Raw genomic sequence first — 15,681 nt, forward strand, 5'->3', positions numbered from 1 at the left:
GCGATCGGGCATCTTCTATACTACAGTCGCATGAAGCTTTCCGTCGTCGGCGCAGGATACGTTGGTCTGACATCCGGCGCCTGTCTGGCGGCCCTTGGTCATGACGTGCTCTGCGTCGATGCCGACCGGGCCAAAATTGAGCTGCTGCAAACCGGGGGCGTGCCCATTTATGAACAACGCCTGCCGGAGGTGATTGCCGCAGCACGCGCGGCGGGCAAGCTCCGCTTCAGCAGCGATATTGCCGAGGCGATTCAGTTTGCGCAGGTCATCTTCATCTGCGTGGGAACGCCGCCGGATGCGGACGGAAAGGCGAACTTGGCGGCCGTGGATGCGGTGACGCGCGCCATTGCGGCCCATGCCCGCGGCTACCGGCTGGTGATCAGCAAGAGCACGGTGCCGGTGCGTACCGGGGAGCAGATTCAGCGGGTGCTGTCGACCTGTGCCCAAGGGCTCGACTTTGATGTGGCTTCGAACCCGGAATTTCTGCGCGAGGGCACTGGCGTCTACGATTTTTTCCATCCCGACCGGATTGTGGTGGGCTGCAACGAGGAGCGTGCCGGCGAGCGCCTGCGGCAAATCTATGCGCCGGTGCTGGAGGGCACCTGCCATTGCGGCTGGCATGACCAGCCCAGCCGCAGTTGCGGCAGGACAGCGCCGGTGTGGGTGGCCACCAGCGTCAACAGTGCAGAACTCATCAAACACGCCTCCAACTCGTTCCTCTCGATGAAGATTTCCTACGCCAATGCCATCGCTGACATTTGCGAACTGGCGGGCGCGGATGCCGCCGAAGTGCTGCGGGGCATCGGGCTGGACCACCGCATCGGCGAGGAATTTCTGCGGCCGGGCATCGGGTTTGGCGGATTTTGTTTCCCCAAGGACCTGAACGCGTTCGTGGAGATGTCAGCCGAACTGGGCTACGACTTCGGGCTGCTGCGGGAAGTGCAGGCCATCAACGCGCGCCGGGTGGAGCAGTTCATGAAGAAAGTGCGTCAGGAACTGTGGGTGTTGCAGGGCAAGACGCTGGGCGTGCTGGGACTGGCCTTCAAATCCGAAACCGACGACACGCGCCTGTCTCCCGCCTATGCTGTGGTGCGGGAGCTGCTGCGATTGGGCGCGCACTTGCGTGCGTTTGACCCGCAGGCAATGGGCCGCGCCCGCACCGAGCTCCAAGGCGACATTCACTACTGCGATCGCGCTGAAGACGTGGCCGAAGGGGCAGAAGCGGTGCTGATCCTGACCGAATGGCCGGCATTCCGCACGGCCGATTGGGCGGCCATGGGCGCGCGCATGCGCCAGCGCCTGGTGTTCGACGCGCGTAATCTATTCGCGCCTGGCGAACTCGAAGCGCATGGGTTCCGGCATTGCGGCATCGGACGTGGCGTGGCCGCAGTGGAAACCCTCGCGCACTCGGAATAGACTGGATCTTCCAAGCCGTCATGCCGCGCACGCTTCGTTTTTCCCTGATCGCGCTGGTGGTGATCGTGCTGTTCTACCTCACCTGGTCGAGCACGCACACCGCCAAGTTCAGCGCCACTGTCTGCGTCACGTACCAGGGCCAGAGCGCCTGCCGCACCGCGCAAGGGCGCACGCTGCCGGAAGCCATCCGGGCCGCGCACGACAACGCCTGTGCGCAGGTCACCTCCGGCGTGACCGGAACGCTGGGCTGCCAGAACACGCCGGCGACCCGCGTGACGGAAAATCGATAAGCTTGCTTCTGGCCAGCAGCTTGGATTAGGCTGAGCGCGATATGCCTCGTCTGCTCCCTCTTGCTCTCCTTGGCCTCTCCGTTGCCCTGTCGGCGCAAGCGCCGGGCGCGGCCGCTCCCGGCGGCTTCACGCTGCGGCAGGTGATGGATTCGCCCTTCCCCAGCTCGCTAGTGGCCTCCACGCAGGGCGAGCATATCGCCTGGACGGAAGACCTGCGCGGCGTGCGCAATGTGTTCGTGGCAGATGGCCCCAGCTTCCGGCCCATCCAGCTCACCCATTACACCCTCGACGACGGCCAGCAGATCGCGGCGCTGCAAATCACGCCCGATGGCAAGACTGTGGTCTACGCGCGCGGCAGCGAATGGAATCGGCTCGACCACACCGCCGATCCAAACAGCAGCGTGGTACAGCCGCAGCAACAGGTGTGGTCGGTGACGCGTGGCCAGGAGCCGGTCTTGCTGGGCGAGATGGGCTGCCCCAATGAGGATTGCGAGGACATCACCCTGTCACCGGATGGGCAATGGGTGATCTGGGCGGCACGCAACCTGCTCTGGATTGCACCCACATCAGGCAAGCAGCAGGCGCACATGCTGGTGTGGATTCAGGGCGATAACCTGCAGCCGCAATGGTCGCCGGACGGCAAACGCATCGCCTGGGTGACCCGGCGGCCCGGACATTCCCTCATTGCCGTCTACACCCTCGGCGGCTCTTACATTCACTACCTTGCCCCATCGGTCGACAACGACTCCTATCCGCGCTGGTCGCCGGACGGTTCCGAGATCGTCTTCATCCGCGAGCGGCACTTTGACAAGATTCTGCCGCCGCCGGACGGCCCCGAGCCCGCCGATCTCGAACCGGGGCCAATTCCGGCGGTCAGCATTCCCAAGTGGGAGCTGTGGGTGGCCGACGCCACAACCTTCACCGCGCATCGCTTCTGGGAGAGCGGCACGCAGCCGGATGACACGCTGTACCGCACCACCATGGGCGATGCTTTGCAGGTTGGCGCCAATCACGAGGTGTTGTTTAGCTCGGAAGCCGACGGCTGGAACCACCTCTACTCGGTTTCGGACGTAACTACCGATGGCAAGCTCAACACCGCCAAGCTGCTGACGCCGGGGCAATTCGAGATCAAGGCGGTGACGCTGCTGCCCGACAAGACGACGGTGGTGTACAACTCGAACCAGAACGATATTGATCGCCGCCACTTGTGGCGGGTGCCGCTCGATGGCAGCAGCGCGCCAGTGGCCGTCACGCAAGGAGCGACGATCGAATGGAGTCCGGTAGAAACCGGCGATGGCAAGCAACTCGTCTGCCTGGGATCGAGCGGTACTTCGCCGGCCATGCCCTATGTGATTGGCGCCGGGGGCGAGCGCACCATGATCGGCGCGTTGCCGGCGGATTTTCCCGGGAACCAACTGGTCACGCCCACGCAGGTGATATTCCCCTCCACCGACGGCCTTCACATTCACGGCCAGCTCTTCCGGCCGCGCAGCGCCGCGGCGGACAAGCCGCTACCCACGCTGATTTTCGTCCATGGCGGCTCGCGCCGGCAGATGATGCTGGGCTTCCACCCGATGGATTACTATCACTACGCCTACGCGGAGAATGAATACCTGACCAGCCTCGGTTTCAACGTGCTTTCGGTGAACTACCGCACCGGCATCATGTACGGGCGGGCGTTCCGCATGGCGCCCCACACGGGCCCGCGCGGCGGCAAAGAATACGACGATATCGTGGCCGCGAATCAGTATTTGCGCACGTTGCCGTTTGTCGATCCGCACCGCATCGGCATCTGGGGCGGCTCCTACGGCGGCTACCTGACCGGCATGGCGCTGTCGCACAACTCCGATCTGTTTGCCGCGGGCGTGGATTTCCACGGCGTCGAGGATTGGAGCACCATCTATTCGCGCGGCGGGCCGCCCCCAGCGCCCTGGCAGTACGACCATCCTGGACAGAGCGACCAAGTGCCACCGGGTCAGCGCGGCAATCTCGGGTTCGATTCCTCCCCTGATGCCTATGTCGCCAACTGGCGCTCGCCAGTGCTGCTGATTCAGGGCGACGACGACCGCAACGTGGATTTTGGGCAGATGATCGGCCTCGTCGGCCGCCTGCGCGCCGCCAAAGTGCCCTTCGAACAAATGGTGCTGCCCGATGAGATTCACGGCTTCCTGCGCTGGATCAGTTGGATCCACACCTACGCCGCGACCGCGAACTTCTTCCAGCGGGTACTGCAGGAAGGCCAGACCATCGCGACCAACAATTAGCTCGCCTGCGGCAGGCGGCCGAGAGAGTTGTCAGTAATCAGTTTTCAGTGTTCAGTCGGGCGAGACGCCGGTGCGGGCACGGCGGGAATGAAATCGTTCTCGTGGCATCGGATGGCGCGGGCCCCAGCGCGGCTCTGCCGCGCGCCCCGCTTTGCTCGCGCCCGGTTGGGGGCCCCGAGCCCCAACCCGCCGCTGTGCTAGCTCGCCTGCGGCAGGCGGTCGATCTGGGCAGCAAGAATGAAATCATTCTCGCTTAGGCCGTTGACCGAATGCGTCCAGGTTGTGACGGCGGCTTTGCCCCAGCCGAGACTGATGTCGGGGTGATGCTGTTCGCGCTCGGCGATGGCGCCGATGGCATTCACAAATTGCAGCGCACTGGCGAAATCGGGGAAGGCGAATTTGCGCCGCAGTTCGTGTTCGGAGATGACTTCCCACTTGGGCGTCTCTGCAGCCAGCCGGCGCAGGGCATCGCCACGCAGCGGCGCGGTGCCGGCAGGAACCGGCGCACAGTGTTTTTCGGCGAGAGCGGATGGCATTTTCCCTCCTGAAATCACGGTACCACCAAGTTGTCGCCCCCCGGTGTGAGAGGCTTCCACTCCGCTTTCATCCCAACCTTCCGCAGCGGCGCGGCATCCCTTACCTCAGAGGCAAAAAGAAAAGCCTGCAGAAAGCCCGAATCCGCGCTGGCGAGCAAGCAGCGTCTGGCAGCGGAATGTAGCCACTTCTTCGTCGGGCTGATGCGCAATTGTTTGAACTTCAGGAGGAATACAATGGCGAAGAAGATGAAAAACTCGGTTTTGGCGCTGGCCGTGATGGCGCTGGCGGCCATGGTCGGTCTGGCCATGACCCCGCTGGCGTCGGCACAACAGACACAGGAACCGCAACAGCAACAGGCACAACAGAGTCAGCAACCCGTAACCGCAACCGGCTGCCTGCAAAAGGCCAGCAACGGCCAGGGTTATGAGCTGACGGATTCTTCCACAGCGAAAACCTACGCACTCACCGCTGCCAGCAGCGAAGTGGATCTAAGTTCTCACGTGGGCAAGACGGTGACGGTAACCGGCACGCCGAGTTCGGCGCCGGCGGCAGCCGCTACCAATCCCGCCCAGAACCAGCAAGAACAACAGGAACAACAGCAACCCGAGCAACAGGCCCAGCAGGCGGAGCAGCTCCAGGTCACCAACATTCAAGTGGTGAGCAATAGCTGCAGCGGCGGCGGGCTTCTGTAAGTCCTCGCAATGACCACCTCAACCGCGGAGCGGCTCCGGCCGCTCCGCTTTTTGTTTCAGGCCAGCGCGGTGGCTCGCCACTTTTTGCCCTGGTCGCTCCCGTTGGTCGCTCGGAGTGCGGGCTTCGATTCCCGGCAGGGTCCGCCCGCTGGCGCCCAGGGCTCCTCCAAGCTGCCGCCATAGGCGTCAGGCTTCGCGGTACTGAAATACTGACGTTCTGAAATACGGCTCTATTCCGGCACAGCCACCTGCGCGCCGATTTCCTGAAGCACCTGCAGGGCGGTATCGGAAGCGTGCTCGGCGGCGTGTCCGCGCAGCACTACGCGATGGGCGCAGCAGGGCAGGAGCAGGCGCTTGACGTCATGCGGGACGCAGTAGTTGCGGCCTTCCAGCATCGCCCACGCCTGCGCCGCGCGATGCAGCATGAGCATGCCCCGCGGACTTACGCCCAGTTCCAGCGCCGGATGATGGCGGGTGGCATCCACCAGCGCCAGTTCGTAATCGACCACATCATCGGAAACCTGCACCGCCTCAACCCCGCGCTGCAACTGCAGTATCTCGGCCTGGCTGATGACCGGTTCCAGGCGCTCGAGTATGCTGGCGCCGGCTTCACCGCGCAGAATGGCGCGCTCGTCGGCCGGCGCCGGGTAGCCCATGCGGATGCGCAACAGGAAGCGGTCGAGTTGCGACTCGGGCAATGGATAGGTGCCGTGATGCTCGATCGGGTTTTGCGTCGCCATCACCCAGAACGGCTGCGGCAGTGGGTAAGACTGATGATCCACCGTCACCTGGCGCTCGTTCATTGCCTCGAGCAGCGCCGATTGCGTCTTGGGCGTGGTGCGGTTAATCTCGTCTGCCAGTAATAGGTTGGTGAACAGCGGACCGGGATGGAACTCGAAGCGCTCGGCCGACTGGCTGTAAATGTTGACGCCGATCACATCGCTCGGCAGCAGATCGCTGGTGAACTGAATACGCTGGAAGTTGCAGTCCAAGGCGCGTGCCAGCGCCTGCGCCAGGGTGGTCTTGCCTACGCCAGGGACATCTTCAATGAGCACGTGCCCCTGCGCCAGCACTGCGACTACGGCCAGACGAACCGCATCGCCGGAGTTGCGCACCACGCGATGCAGCGCCTGCTCCAATCGCGCCAAACCTGGTTCCACGGCGGATTCGATGGGGCTCGCCACGAGTTGGCTTGATTTTACCATTCGCGGCTCGCGCCGCCGTTACTCGGGCTTTGCCCCGGTGAACGACGCGCGTCGAGCGGCGCCGACCTGTAAAAATGCCCGCCCCGCTGCCATGCCTTTGCTGGCACAACAGGAGGGCGGGCGGTTGGAGAACAGTTCCGAAGAAGCCCGGCAAGAGGGATGCAACAAGACCCGCCGGCAAGGGCTGGGCCCCGAAACTATCGATGGGGGCATATTACGGGCGGAAACGCTGCACTGTCAAGATCAAAAATATTTTCTGGAGCCGCTATAGTCTCTTTGTTTTCAATCGGTTACAAGTGGTCACGACCACCAGCCGTAATGGAACTTTCTGCCCCTCCCAAGTGCAGCCGGGTCAACGACTGCGGTTGCAATAGGCGGAAGCCTCCCGGAAGGCGGCGATCAAGCCAGGCGCTCAACCCGCCGGTGATCAGTCCCAACACGATCGAGACGCTGATGACGAAGGCGCAGAGGACGAACACGGCCAGAATCAGCGCGGGCAAGCCTTCCAACCCGACATATTTTGGCGGAACGATCGTCAGGTCGGCGTCATAGTTCACGGCCTGTAGCAGCGGCGTAGCCTGCGATTTCGTCAGCCCGTGCACCAGAATCAGAAAGGACCCGCTGCGGCGGATCACGCCGCCAACAAGACTGCCGAGCTGGCTCAGACGGGTGCGCGCCATCTGGGGCGTTGGGTAAGCGATCACCAGTAACTGTGCGTCCGGGGGACGATTGGGCAGGTTATAGTCCGCTACAACCGTCTCGGCACTGAGATTGAATCCGACCGCGCGGGCCGGCAGCCAGGCGCAGGAGGCCGCAAACGCTGTTGGCCCTTCGGCATAATGCACGGAATTAGCGGTTTGATAATCGCTGGGCAAATATTGCGGCAGGCTGGGAATCGTCAAGCCGGCGTTGGCCGAAGCCGGCATGGCGGTGGCAAGATCGCGCATTTGACGGCCGGTCATGGCGGTTAACACATCCATGTGGACATGCACGAGCCAGGCGCCGCGAGTGAACCAGATCTCGGTATTGCCCGAAGCCGCCTGCGCGTACTTGGGTCCCAAGCTAAAGGCGTGGAAATTCGCCGGACGAAAGTAGGTAAAGGCGCCGTAGGCGCCACCAGCATCCTGAAAACGAAAGCCCTCGATGTGGATCGTACGACCGGAACGTTGATAGGTATCGTGCTCGAGGGCTCGCAAGCCGTACTCGCGCATCGCCGCCGCATCCGGCTGCGGCAACTGCCAGCCGGCGCGGGTGAGGACAGTGCTGTGCGCCTTCTGCCAGCCGTCGAAGAAGGCGGGGAGCGATGCCCCCGGTACGCGCGGTGTGGCGGCCAGTGCCGCCGTGCCGAGAACTGCCAGCGCGAGCAACCAACGAACCCACTTCACTTCTTTAGTGTAGAACCGAACGCGGTTGCTGTCAGCGGTGCGGGGCGGGGACGGAGGCGTCGCTGGCAATAGTAGCTGCGGACGTGCCGCTCAGCGAAAGAATATAGGTGCGCAGCCCCTGATAAAGTCCCTCGGCAATGCGCTGGCGATAGGCGGCGGTGCGCAGACGGCGGTCATCGGTGCCATTGCTGAGAAAGGAAATCTCCGCCAGGATGGAGGGCATGCGGGCGCCGATGAGCACCACGAACGGCGCGGTTTTGACGCCGCGATTATCTTCGCCGGTCGCCCGAGACAGGCTGCGTTCGACATCGGCGGCAAGCTCGTGCGATTCTTCCAGCTTGTTGTTGAGCGCGATGGTCTGGAGCAGGTGCGGCAAGTCATGGATGCCGTCACCGCTGCCGGCATTTTCCCGCGCAGCCACGGCCAGCGCGCGCGGGTCACGGGTGAAATTCAGAAAATAGGTCTCCACGCCGCGGGTTTGCGGGGAAGGGCCGGAGTTGGCGTGAATGGAAACGAACAGGTCGGCATGCGCGGCGTTGGCGATCGCGGTGCGCTCCTGCAACGGGATGAAGACATCCGTGGTGCGGGTATAGACCACGTTGAGGCCCAGGCGCTGCCGCAATAGTTTGCCCAGACGCAGGGTTACGTCCAGGACGATGTTCTTCTCGTCTAAGCCGCCGCGGCCGATGGTGCCGGTATCGTGGCCGCCATGGCCGGCGTCGAGCACCACGGTCTTGATTTTGAGGCCCAGGGCGCGGGTGAGGGAATCGCGACCGTTGGCCAGCGGCTTGGCGGCAGGAATCGGCGCCGCCGGGGCAGGCGCCGCCGTCGTGGCAGCCGCATGGGCGCCGGTAAGGCCGATGATCAGGCGGTCGGGATTGGGATAAAAGCCGCCATGATCGGCGCGCACGCCCGCCGTCATCTGCACCACGACGCGGGTGCTGGTACGGTTGAAATTCGCTATACGAATGCTGACGACGCGGCCGTCGCCCACGCGCAGGTGCGCGGCGCCGGTATTGTCGTGAGCGGGCACGCCCTGGCTGCTGACATCGAAATAGACCAGATGCCGCTTGGGCAGAGCGCCCCGGCTATAGTGCACTTTGCTGCGCAGCGCAATGACGACGCTGCTGCCATGGCCGTTGGTGAACACCTGCACGCCCTCGATGTTGCCGATATGGACCGTCCATCGTCGCGAGCGCGCGGTCGCCGCTTCCGCAGCCGCGGCGGGAGGCGGCGCGGCCGCGGCAGGCGCCTCGGGCGCGAGCACCGCCTGCGGGGGCGCGACCGAGGGCAGCGCTGGCAAGGGGCCGCGGGAAACCATGTACTCCGGTTCGGGAACACGGCGGCCAGCGGCTTCGGCGCGCGCCACGGCGATGCGGGGATCGGCCGGATAGCGGCGGATAAAATCCCGCAGCCAGACGCGCCCGCTGGCAACATCGCGAAGGTGATAAATTTCGATTTGCGCGAGCGCAAACTCGGCGTTGCGGCGGTAGCTGGTGTAGGGGGAAAGGCGCAGCAGATCGCGCAGGATCCTGCCGGCCTGGCTGTAGGCGCTGCGATCGCCCCGATCGCGCGCCTGCGCCACTTCGACGCTGGCGGCGGTAAAGCGCGCGGCATCGGCGGCGGGCGCCTGAGGATTCGCCCACAGCGGCGTCAGCAGTGCCAGGATCCGGTTGTAATCGGAAGTGGTGCGCTGCGCCACCGGTTTGTGCAACAGCGCCGTGCGCAACTGCTGCACCTGGCGCAGAGCATCGGCGGCTTCCGTGCGCCGCGGCGACTGCGCCCCAAGCGCCAGCACCCCGGCCAGCACCAGGGCGCTCCCGCCCGTCAGGAAGCGAAGCTGAAACAAAACACGCAACGTACCTTCATTGTGAGCAGGACAGGCGCGGGGATTCAATGCCTAAAGACACCCGCGTGGGTGACCGATTTGGTGCCGCGCCTCGCACCCTAGCGAACGCCGACCGCACGCCGGATGCGTTCCAGGCGCGGCGTCGCCAGCGCGCGGGCGCGTTCGGCGCCATGGGCCAGCACCGCGGCCAGCCCGGTGGGATCGGCCAGCCACTGCTGATAGCGGGCGCGCGGCTCGCCCAGCACCGCCTCCAGCGCCTCCGCCAGCGCCTGCTTGGCGGCGGCCCAGCCGGTTCCGCCCGCGCGCAATTTCGCGGCCAGAGGCGCGGCTGCGGCCGCACCCACCAGATGACGGTAGAGCTGAAACACGGCGGCGGTTTCGGGCTGCTTGGGCTCGGCGACAGGCGTGGAATCGGTCTGAATGCGCATCACCAGCTTCTGCAGCGGCGCGCGGTCCAGAAACAGCGGCAGCGTGTTGTCGTAGCTCTTGCTCATCTTGCGGCCGTCGAGACCGGGAATGGTTTCGACCTCTTCCTGAATCAGCGCTTCGGGCACGACCAGCAAATCGCCGTAGGCGTGATTGAAGCGCTGCGCAATGTCGCGGCACATTTCCACATGCTGCTTCTGGTCGCGGCCCACGGGTACCACCTGGGCGCCAAAGGCGAGGATATCGGCGGCCATCAACACCGGGTAGGTATACAGTCCGGCGGTGACTTCGCGTTGCTGCGCCAGCGCGTCTTTAAAGGCGTGGCCGCGGTCGAGCAGCCCCTTGGCGGTGAAACAACTGAGAATCCAGGCCAGCTCCATCACCTCCGGCACATCCGACTGCCGGTACAGCAGGGCACGTTCCGGATCAAGACCCAGCGCCAGCCAGGTTGCCGCGATCTCGCGTGTATAGAGACGCAGCTCATCGCCCTGATGCAGCGTTGTGAGGGCGTGGTAGTCGGCAATGAAGTACAGGCACTGATAGCGCTCGGCGAGGGCCAGCGCCGGACGGATCATGCCCAGGTAATTGCCGAGATGGGGATGGCCGCTGGGCTTGATTCCGGTGAGCGCGATTTTAGGCATGCAGGAAGCGCGCGAATGCGCCGCGGGCGGTTTCTCTGTTGACGCGGGCGGGTGGTGCGCCTGGCAGGAGTCGAACCTGCGACCTCTCGCTTCGGAGGCGAACGCTCTAATCCAGCTGAGCTACAGGCGCGCGACGCGTCCCCCTTAGTTTAGCGCAGGGGACGGGTTGCCTGCGGGCGGCATGCCGAAAGCACAATTTGCGTAACCGACTGTAAGCAAATGAGTAAACGGGCAGGACAGAAAATCACTCATTCGGGGCTTCGGTTTTGCCGTTAATGTGAGTACAATCACTTGCAGTCGTACACGAGCGTCACTGTGCCCAAGCTTTTCCGCTCATCGCATATACATCTCTTGCTGGTCATTGGCGTGGCTGCCGCCCTGCTGTTGCCAGGCGCAGCGCAATCACGCCGCAGACACCGCAGCCATATCCGCCGCGTGCATTACACGCAGAGCTGGAACGCCCGCCCGGTCGCCTACGGCCTGAGCGCCGACGATGTGACCGGCGGCGAGGACCCAGTCCTGCGCGCCGCGGCAGTGAATGCGCTGGGCGAACGCAACGGCACCGCCGTGGTCGTCGATCCGAACAGCGGGCGCATTCTCACCATGGTGAATCAAGGACTGGCGCTTTCGGCTCAGTACCAGCCCTGCTCGACTACCAAGATGGCGGTGGGACTGGCGGCGCTCGATCACGGCGTGGTCACGGAGAATCAGCCGGTACGGATCGCACCCCATGATTCGGTCACCTTCGTCAAGGCCATGGCGTACTCCATCAACGCCTATTTCGAGGCGCTGGGCCGGCGCATGGGCTTTGACGCGGTGACGGACTTCGAGCGCGAAGTCGGCTTGGGCGAACGCGCCGGCTGGAACATCCCCGGCGAAGATCCGGGCAAAGTGCCGACGCAGCCGGGACCGGGCGGCGTGGCCAAGCTGAGCAGCTTCGGTCAGGGCGTCTACATTTCGCCACTGCAATTGGCGGCGCTGGTAACTGCCATCGCCAACGGCGGCACCCTCTATTACCTGCAGCACCCGACGACGCGCGAGCAGGTAGCCGACTTCACGCCGCGCGTGAAGCGCCACCTGAATATCGCCAACTATGCACCTGTCATCAAGGACGGCATGATGGCAGCAGTGATGTACGGCACCGCGCGCGGCGCCCGCATCCGCGGCGAGCACATTCTGGGCAAGACGGGCACCTGCAGCCGTGACGGCACCCGCTTCGGCCTGTTCGCCAGCTATCAGGGCATCGACCATCCGCAACTGGTGGTGGTGGTGATTTTGCGCGGCAACGGCGCCGTCTCCGGCCCGCGCGCCGCCGACGTCGCGGGCAAGATCTACGCCGCCCTCGACCGCGAGCACATCTTCACCGCCGAAACCCGCCCCACCTCCTGGCCCGCCCTGACTCTCCGCGACGGCGGCTATTAGCAGCCGCCCTGCTCTTGGGCCGTGCGCAACCGTTTTGCGCTTGACATTTCGTGTTTTATTCGCCTATAGTGGCGGCCATGGTACTGACCAAGCGGCAACACGAAGTGCTGACGTTTTTGCAGTCCTTTATCGAACGCGAGGGGTATTGCCCAAGCTACGAGGAGATCGCCGCGGGGCTGAAGCTCACTTCGCTTGCCACCGTGCATGCGCATCTGGCGACGCTGGAGAAAAAAGGCTGCCTGCGGCGCGGCTTCAATCAAAGCCGCTCGATTGAGTTGCGGCGGCCGCCGGCGCGGCGCGCGGCCGACCGGGGCGCGCTGCCGCTACTGGGCCGCATCGCCGCCGGCCGGCCGGTCGAAGCCATCGCCAACGCGGAAGAAATCTCGCTGCAAGACATCGCCCGCAACCGCGCCAGCTTCGTGCTGGAGGTGCGCGGCGACAGCATGATCGAGGATCACATCGTCGACGGCGATTACGTCATGGTGGAGCGGCGCGAAACTGCCGAGGACGGCCAGATCGTGGTGGCGCTGGTGGATGGCGTCGAGGCGACGCTGAAACGGCTCTACCACGAGCCCGGCGGCATGATCCGGCTGCAACCGGCCAACGCCAAAATGCCTCCCATTCACGTGGCGGCGAAGCGCGTGCAGGTACAGGGGCGTGTGATCGGAGTGTTACGAAAATTTCAGTAGCGCGCTGTCGCGTCTGTGGTAGAGTCAGATCTACGTCCATGATTCCCACCTGCATAAGCCGATTTACCTATTACTGGTATTACCGGACCAACGGGCGGGATCTGCCTTGAGACCTCTCTAGTCCAGGCAGTATCAGAATCCCAGGCCCGCTGAAGCGATCTTCAGCGGGCCTTTTGTTTTGCTCAGGAACATCATGTTAATTCGCATGCAGCCCGACGCCACGACGCAACAAACCGGAAACGTCCGCACCCTCCTGGAACGGCTGGGGTTTACCACCTCGGCGCTGACCTATCTGGGCCCGGGCGTGTACGCGGCCGTGCCCGGCGATGAATGCGAGGAGCTGCCCGAGCCGGATCTGATTGCCGATCTCCGGACGCAAGGTGCGCTGGCGGGGGTGGCAGCACTGGAGCCGCTCGCGGGAGCCGCCTTGGCGGCGCGGAGCCAACGGCCGCAGGGCACGCGGGTACGCGTGGGCGGGACGGTGATTGGCGGCAGCGAGGTAGTCATCATCGCGGGACCGTGTTCGGTCGAGAGCCGCGAGCAGCTCGAGCAAACCGCGCTGGGCGCGCGGGCAGCGGGCGCGCATCTGCTGCGCGGCGGCGCCTACAAGCCGCGCACCTCGCCTTACGCGTTTCAGGGACTGGGCCGCACCGGCCTCGAACTGCTCGCCGAAACGGGAGCGCGCGTGGGCTTACCGGTGGTGACGGAAGTCATGACCGCCGAAGATGCGCCGCTGGTAGCCGAGTACGCCGACATGCTGCAGGTGGGCGCGCGCAGCATGCAGAATTTCGCGCTGCTCAAACGGCTGGGCAAGCTGGGTAAGCCGGTGCTGCTGAAGCGTTCGCCCAGCGCCACCCTCGAAGAATGGCTGGGCGCGGCCGAATACCTGCTGGCGCGCGGCAACAATCAGGTGGTGCTGTGCGAGCGCGGCATCCGGGGCTTCGATCCGCACACGCGCAATACGCTCGATCTGAGCGCGGTGCCGGCGCTGCATGAGTTGACCCACCTGCCGGTGCTGGTCGATCCCAGCCACGGCACCGGGCGGCGCGCGCTGATCCCCGCGGCCGCGCGTGCCGCGGTCGCGGCCGGCGCCGACGGCCTGTGCCTCGAAGTGCACGTGCGGCCGGAAGAGTCGGTGTCCGACCGCGAGCAGGCCATCGCGCCCCAGGAGCTTGCGGAGCTGATGCCTTCACTGCGCGCCATCGCCGCCGCGGTCGGCCGCACGCTGCCGGCTCCGCTCGCACCCGCGCCGCCCTACGAGGCCGCCGCTGCCTACTCGACCACGTGCCGGGCGGTATAGCGCGGGAGCCTCACTGCGCCCCGGGCGGCGGCACGTAAATCGTGGTCTTTCGCGGCTTGGCGAGCTCGTACACGAGCAGGACGGCAGCGGCCGTTACCGCCGCGGCAATCAGAGCAACCTTACGCCAGAAAGAATGGTGATGCTGGCCGCCAGCGGCCAAATTTGACGGAACCTGGGCCGATTGACATTGGAGCCGAAAAACCGTCCATACCTCCCATCGCCACTTTTTGGCAAGCGGCAGAAGCCATTGAAAGCGGCGGAGAGTAATGATCCACTCGGAAGCCCGGCAATCATAGGCGTACACTGCACGCTTCTCGGGCCCACCGAGATACCGGACGGGAAGATTGAGGCTGCCCGCAGGCAGCGTCTTGCTGCCCAGGGCTGAAGATGCGCTCGTATTCCGTCCGCCGCACCAGTCGCAAGCGCAGCCCGAGGGTGTTGCTGCCGGGCAATTTTCGATAATCGAAGCGCCACACCGGCTTCACGGGCGGCAGGCGCTGCCCCGCGCAGGGGAGGAGCAGCACCAGGGCGACGGCCGCTGCGCTCAAAATGGACCGGCCTGCCGCGACTGCTGAGGTAGGCTTCGCCGCTATGGTAGCGCGCGCTAGCGCCACGGCCGCATCGTGCCTTGATGACCCGTCACCGACTCCGGATGCAGCGGGTGCGGGCCTGGCAGAGGGGGGAGGATGAACATTTGGATCACGGTGCCATGTAAGATCGCGAAGCGATGGCCATCGGAGGAAAGCGCCTGACGCACGTCGCCCCTAAGGCTGGCCCCTTGGGCCACCAGCCGGTGGTCCAGGTTGTATGATGGGGCGTCGAAGATGCTGATCCCGCGCCACACGCTATGGCCGCCGACATCGAAGGCGGGGTGCGCACCGACCATCGGGCAATCCCCGAAAGCGAGCCTTTTTCCGCCCGACGACTCATAGCTAAAATCGTTGCCAGGCCAGGCGCACGCGCTGCCAATTCCGGGGACGGGACGGACGATGCCGGTGGTTGTGTCCAGCAAGGCGCCGAATAGTATCATGAGGTTCGGGTTAGCGAAGCCTATGATGCCCCGGTCCGGCTGGAGGCCCGGCACATCGGTCCAGCCGCCTCCATTCCGGCGGACCGAGTAGCCCCAGCCCGAACTGCCCCCGATCACGTTCGGCCCCGCAACTTGGGCCGTTGGCCCATCGGTCGACGATTGCCATTTGAGCGTGTCGGTGCGAATCGCAAACCACTCCCAAGTCTTGCCCGCGGTTCGGCTATACGAAAATGAGTTAAGCAGGACGTGGTCCGGCGATGCGGAAATATCCCAGGTCCAGGGGCGCTGGGGCAGTTTGGCGCGGCGGAGGGGGACAGCCTTGGGTCCGTAGAGCGTGAGATCGCTGCCGTCCCAGAGGATGAATTTGCCTCGGGCGGCAAAGACGATCCTCGCCCAGGGCGAATAAGCGGCCACAGTGGTACGGTACTGGAGGGCGCCCGAACCTGCATCAACAAATATGAGGTTCACTAGGTACGCTTGGTCTTCACTGCCGTTCTGAAGCAATCTGGGCGGCGTTCTTCTTCGTGTTACCCAG

Annotated in this window: 13 protein-coding genes and 1 tRNA gene; 7 read left to right on the top strand and 7 right to left on the bottom strand. The window is 64.6% G+C overall.

The window, feature by feature from the left end; all coding sequences use genetic code 11:
- The first annotated feature begins 30 nt into the window (after positions 1–30).
- From EPN33_12850 to EPN33_12860, 3 genes are read left to right on the top strand one after another with little or no spacing between them, the layout of a single operon-like run.
- Positions 31–1,416 carry a UDP-glucose/GDP-mannose dehydrogenase family protein gene (locus tag EPN33_12850; GenBank protein ID TAN21496.1) on the top strand — a complete coding sequence of 462 codons (1,386 nt, stop codon included), beginning with the start codon at positions 31–33 and terminating at the stop codon, positions 1,414–1,416.
- A 20-nt stretch (positions 1,417–1,436) separates the two neighbouring features.
- Positions 1,437–1,706: a hypothetical protein gene (locus EPN33_12855; protein TAN21497.1), complete on the top strand. Its 270-nt coding sequence runs from the start codon at positions 1,437–1,439 to the stop codon at positions 1,704–1,706.
- Positions 1,707–1,747: 41 nt separating this feature from the next.
- Positions 1,748–3,970, top strand: a complete 2,223-nt coding sequence (locus tag EPN33_12860) for a S9 family peptidase (protein TAN21498.1) — start codon at positions 1,748–1,750, stop codon at positions 3,968–3,970.
- A gap of 197 nt (positions 3,971–4,167) precedes the next feature.
- On the opposite strand, the gene EPN33_12865 is transcribed toward EPN33_12860, so the two are convergent.
- On the bottom strand, positions 4,168–4,506 hold the full coding sequence (locus tag EPN33_12865) for a 4a-hydroxytetrahydrobiopterin dehydratase (GenBank protein TAN21499.1): 339 nt from the start codon (positions 4,504–4,506) through the stop codon (positions 4,168–4,170).
- A 246-nt stretch (positions 4,507–4,752) separates the two neighbouring features.
- On the opposite strand from EPN33_12865, the gene EPN33_12870 reads away from it, so the two are divergent.
- Positions 4,753–5,199, top strand: coding sequence for a hypothetical protein (locus EPN33_12870; protein TAN21500.1), 447 nt, complete (start codon positions 4,753–4,755; stop codon positions 5,197–5,199).
- Positions 5,200–5,429: 230 nt separating this feature from the next.
- Here EPN33_12870 and EPN33_12875 read toward each other — a convergent pair whose 3' ends face one another.
- From EPN33_12875 to EPN33_12895, 5 genes are all read right to left on the bottom strand, one after another.
- Positions 5,430–6,404: a MoxR family ATPase gene (locus EPN33_12875; protein ID TAN21501.1), complete on the bottom strand. Its 975-nt coding sequence runs from the start codon at positions 6,402–6,404 to the stop codon at positions 5,430–5,432.
- A gap of 290 nt (positions 6,405–6,694) precedes the next feature.
- Positions 6,695–7,789 carry a hypothetical protein gene (locus EPN33_12880; GenBank protein ID TAN21502.1) on the bottom strand — a complete coding sequence of 365 codons (1,095 nt, stop codon included), beginning with the start codon at positions 7,787–7,789 and terminating at the stop codon, positions 6,695–6,697.
- Between the two features lie 31 nt (positions 7,790–7,820).
- Positions 7,821–8,711, bottom strand: coding sequence for an N-acetylmuramoyl-L-alanine amidase (locus tag EPN33_12885; GenBank protein ID TAN21568.1), 891 nt, complete (start codon positions 8,709–8,711; stop codon positions 7,821–7,823).
- A 1,025-nt stretch (positions 8,712–9,736) separates the two neighbouring features.
- On the bottom strand, positions 9,737–10,705 hold the full coding sequence (gene trpS, locus EPN33_12890; protein ID TAN21503.1) for a tryptophan--tRNA ligase: 969 nt from the start codon (positions 10,703–10,705) through the stop codon (positions 9,737–9,739).
- A gap of 52 nt (positions 10,706–10,757) precedes the next feature.
- Positions 10,758–10,835: transfer RNA gene (locus tag EPN33_12895), tRNA-Arg, on the bottom strand.
- A 185-nt stretch (positions 10,836–11,020) separates the two neighbouring features.
- Between EPN33_12895 and EPN33_12900 the strand changes: the two genes are divergently transcribed.
- The 3 genes from EPN33_12900 to aroF all read left to right on the top strand — a co-directional run bounded on the left by EPN33_12900 (position 11,021) and on the right by aroF (position 14,116).
- Positions 11,021–12,127 carry a penicillin-binding protein gene (locus tag EPN33_12900; protein TAN21504.1) on the top strand — a complete coding sequence of 369 codons (1,107 nt, stop codon included), beginning with the start codon at positions 11,021–11,023 and terminating at the stop codon, positions 12,125–12,127.
- A gap of 77 nt (positions 12,128–12,204) precedes the next feature.
- On the top strand, positions 12,205–12,816 hold the full coding sequence (gene lexA / locus EPN33_12905) for a transcriptional repressor LexA (protein ID TAN21505.1): 612 nt from the start codon (positions 12,205–12,207) through the stop codon (positions 12,814–12,816).
- A 193-nt stretch (positions 12,817–13,009) separates the two neighbouring features.
- Positions 13,010–14,116, top strand: coding sequence for a 3-deoxy-7-phosphoheptulonate synthase (aroF, locus tag EPN33_12910; GenBank protein TAN21506.1), 1,107 nt, complete (start codon positions 13,010–13,012; stop codon positions 14,114–14,116).
- A gap of 604 nt (positions 14,117–14,720) precedes the next feature.
- Here aroF and EPN33_12915 read toward each other — a convergent pair.
- Positions 14,721–15,614, bottom strand: coding sequence for a hypothetical protein (locus EPN33_12915; protein ID TAN21507.1), 894 nt, complete (start codon positions 15,612–15,614; stop codon positions 14,721–14,723).
- Positions 15,615–15,681: the final 67 nt, after the last annotated feature.

The organism is Acidobacteriota bacterium (assembly GCA_004299485.1).
In the GTDB taxonomy this organism is placed as follows: domain Bacteria; phylum Acidobacteriota; class Terriglobia; order Terriglobales; family SCQP01; genus SCQP01.

What these genes read in the sequence shown, in the direction of transcription:
- EPN33_12850 (TAN21496.1), top strand. Translation starts at nt 31, where the DNA reads ATGAAGCTTTCCGTCGTCGGCGCAGGATACGTTGGTCTGACATCCGGC.
- EPN33_12855 (TAN21497.1), top strand. Translation starts at nt 1,437, where the DNA reads ATGCCGCGCACGCTTCGTTTTTCCCTGATCGCGCTGGTGGTGATCGTG.
- EPN33_12860 (TAN21498.1), top strand. Translation starts at nt 1,748, where the DNA reads ATGCCTCGTCTGCTCCCTCTTGCTCTCCTTGGCCTCTCCGTTGCCCTG.
- EPN33_12865 (TAN21499.1), bottom strand. Translation starts at nt 4,506, where the DNA reads ATGCCATCCGCTCTCGCCGAAAAACACTGTGCGCCGGTTCCTGCCGGC.
- EPN33_12870 (TAN21500.1), top strand. Translation starts at nt 4,753, where the DNA reads ATGAAAAACTCGGTTTTGGCGCTGGCCGTGATGGCGCTGGCGGCCATG.
- EPN33_12875 (TAN21501.1), bottom strand. Translation starts at nt 6,404, where the DNA reads ATGGTAAAATCAAGCCAACTCGTGGCGAGCCCCATCGAATCCGCCGTG.
- EPN33_12885 (TAN21568.1), bottom strand. Translation starts at nt 8,711, where the DNA reads ATGACGGCGGGCGTGCGCGCCGATCATGGCGGCTTTTATCCCAATCCC.
- trpS (TAN21503.1), bottom strand. Translation starts at nt 10,705, where the DNA reads ATGCCTAAAATCGCGCTCACCGGAATCAAGCCCAGCGGCCATCCCCAT.
- lexA (TAN21505.1), top strand. Translation starts at nt 12,205, where the DNA reads ATGGTACTGACCAAGCGGCAACACGAAGTGCTGACGTTTTTGCAGTCC.
- aroF (TAN21506.1), top strand. Translation starts at nt 13,010, where the DNA reads ATGTTAATTCGCATGCAGCCCGACGCCACGACGCAACAAACCGGAAAC.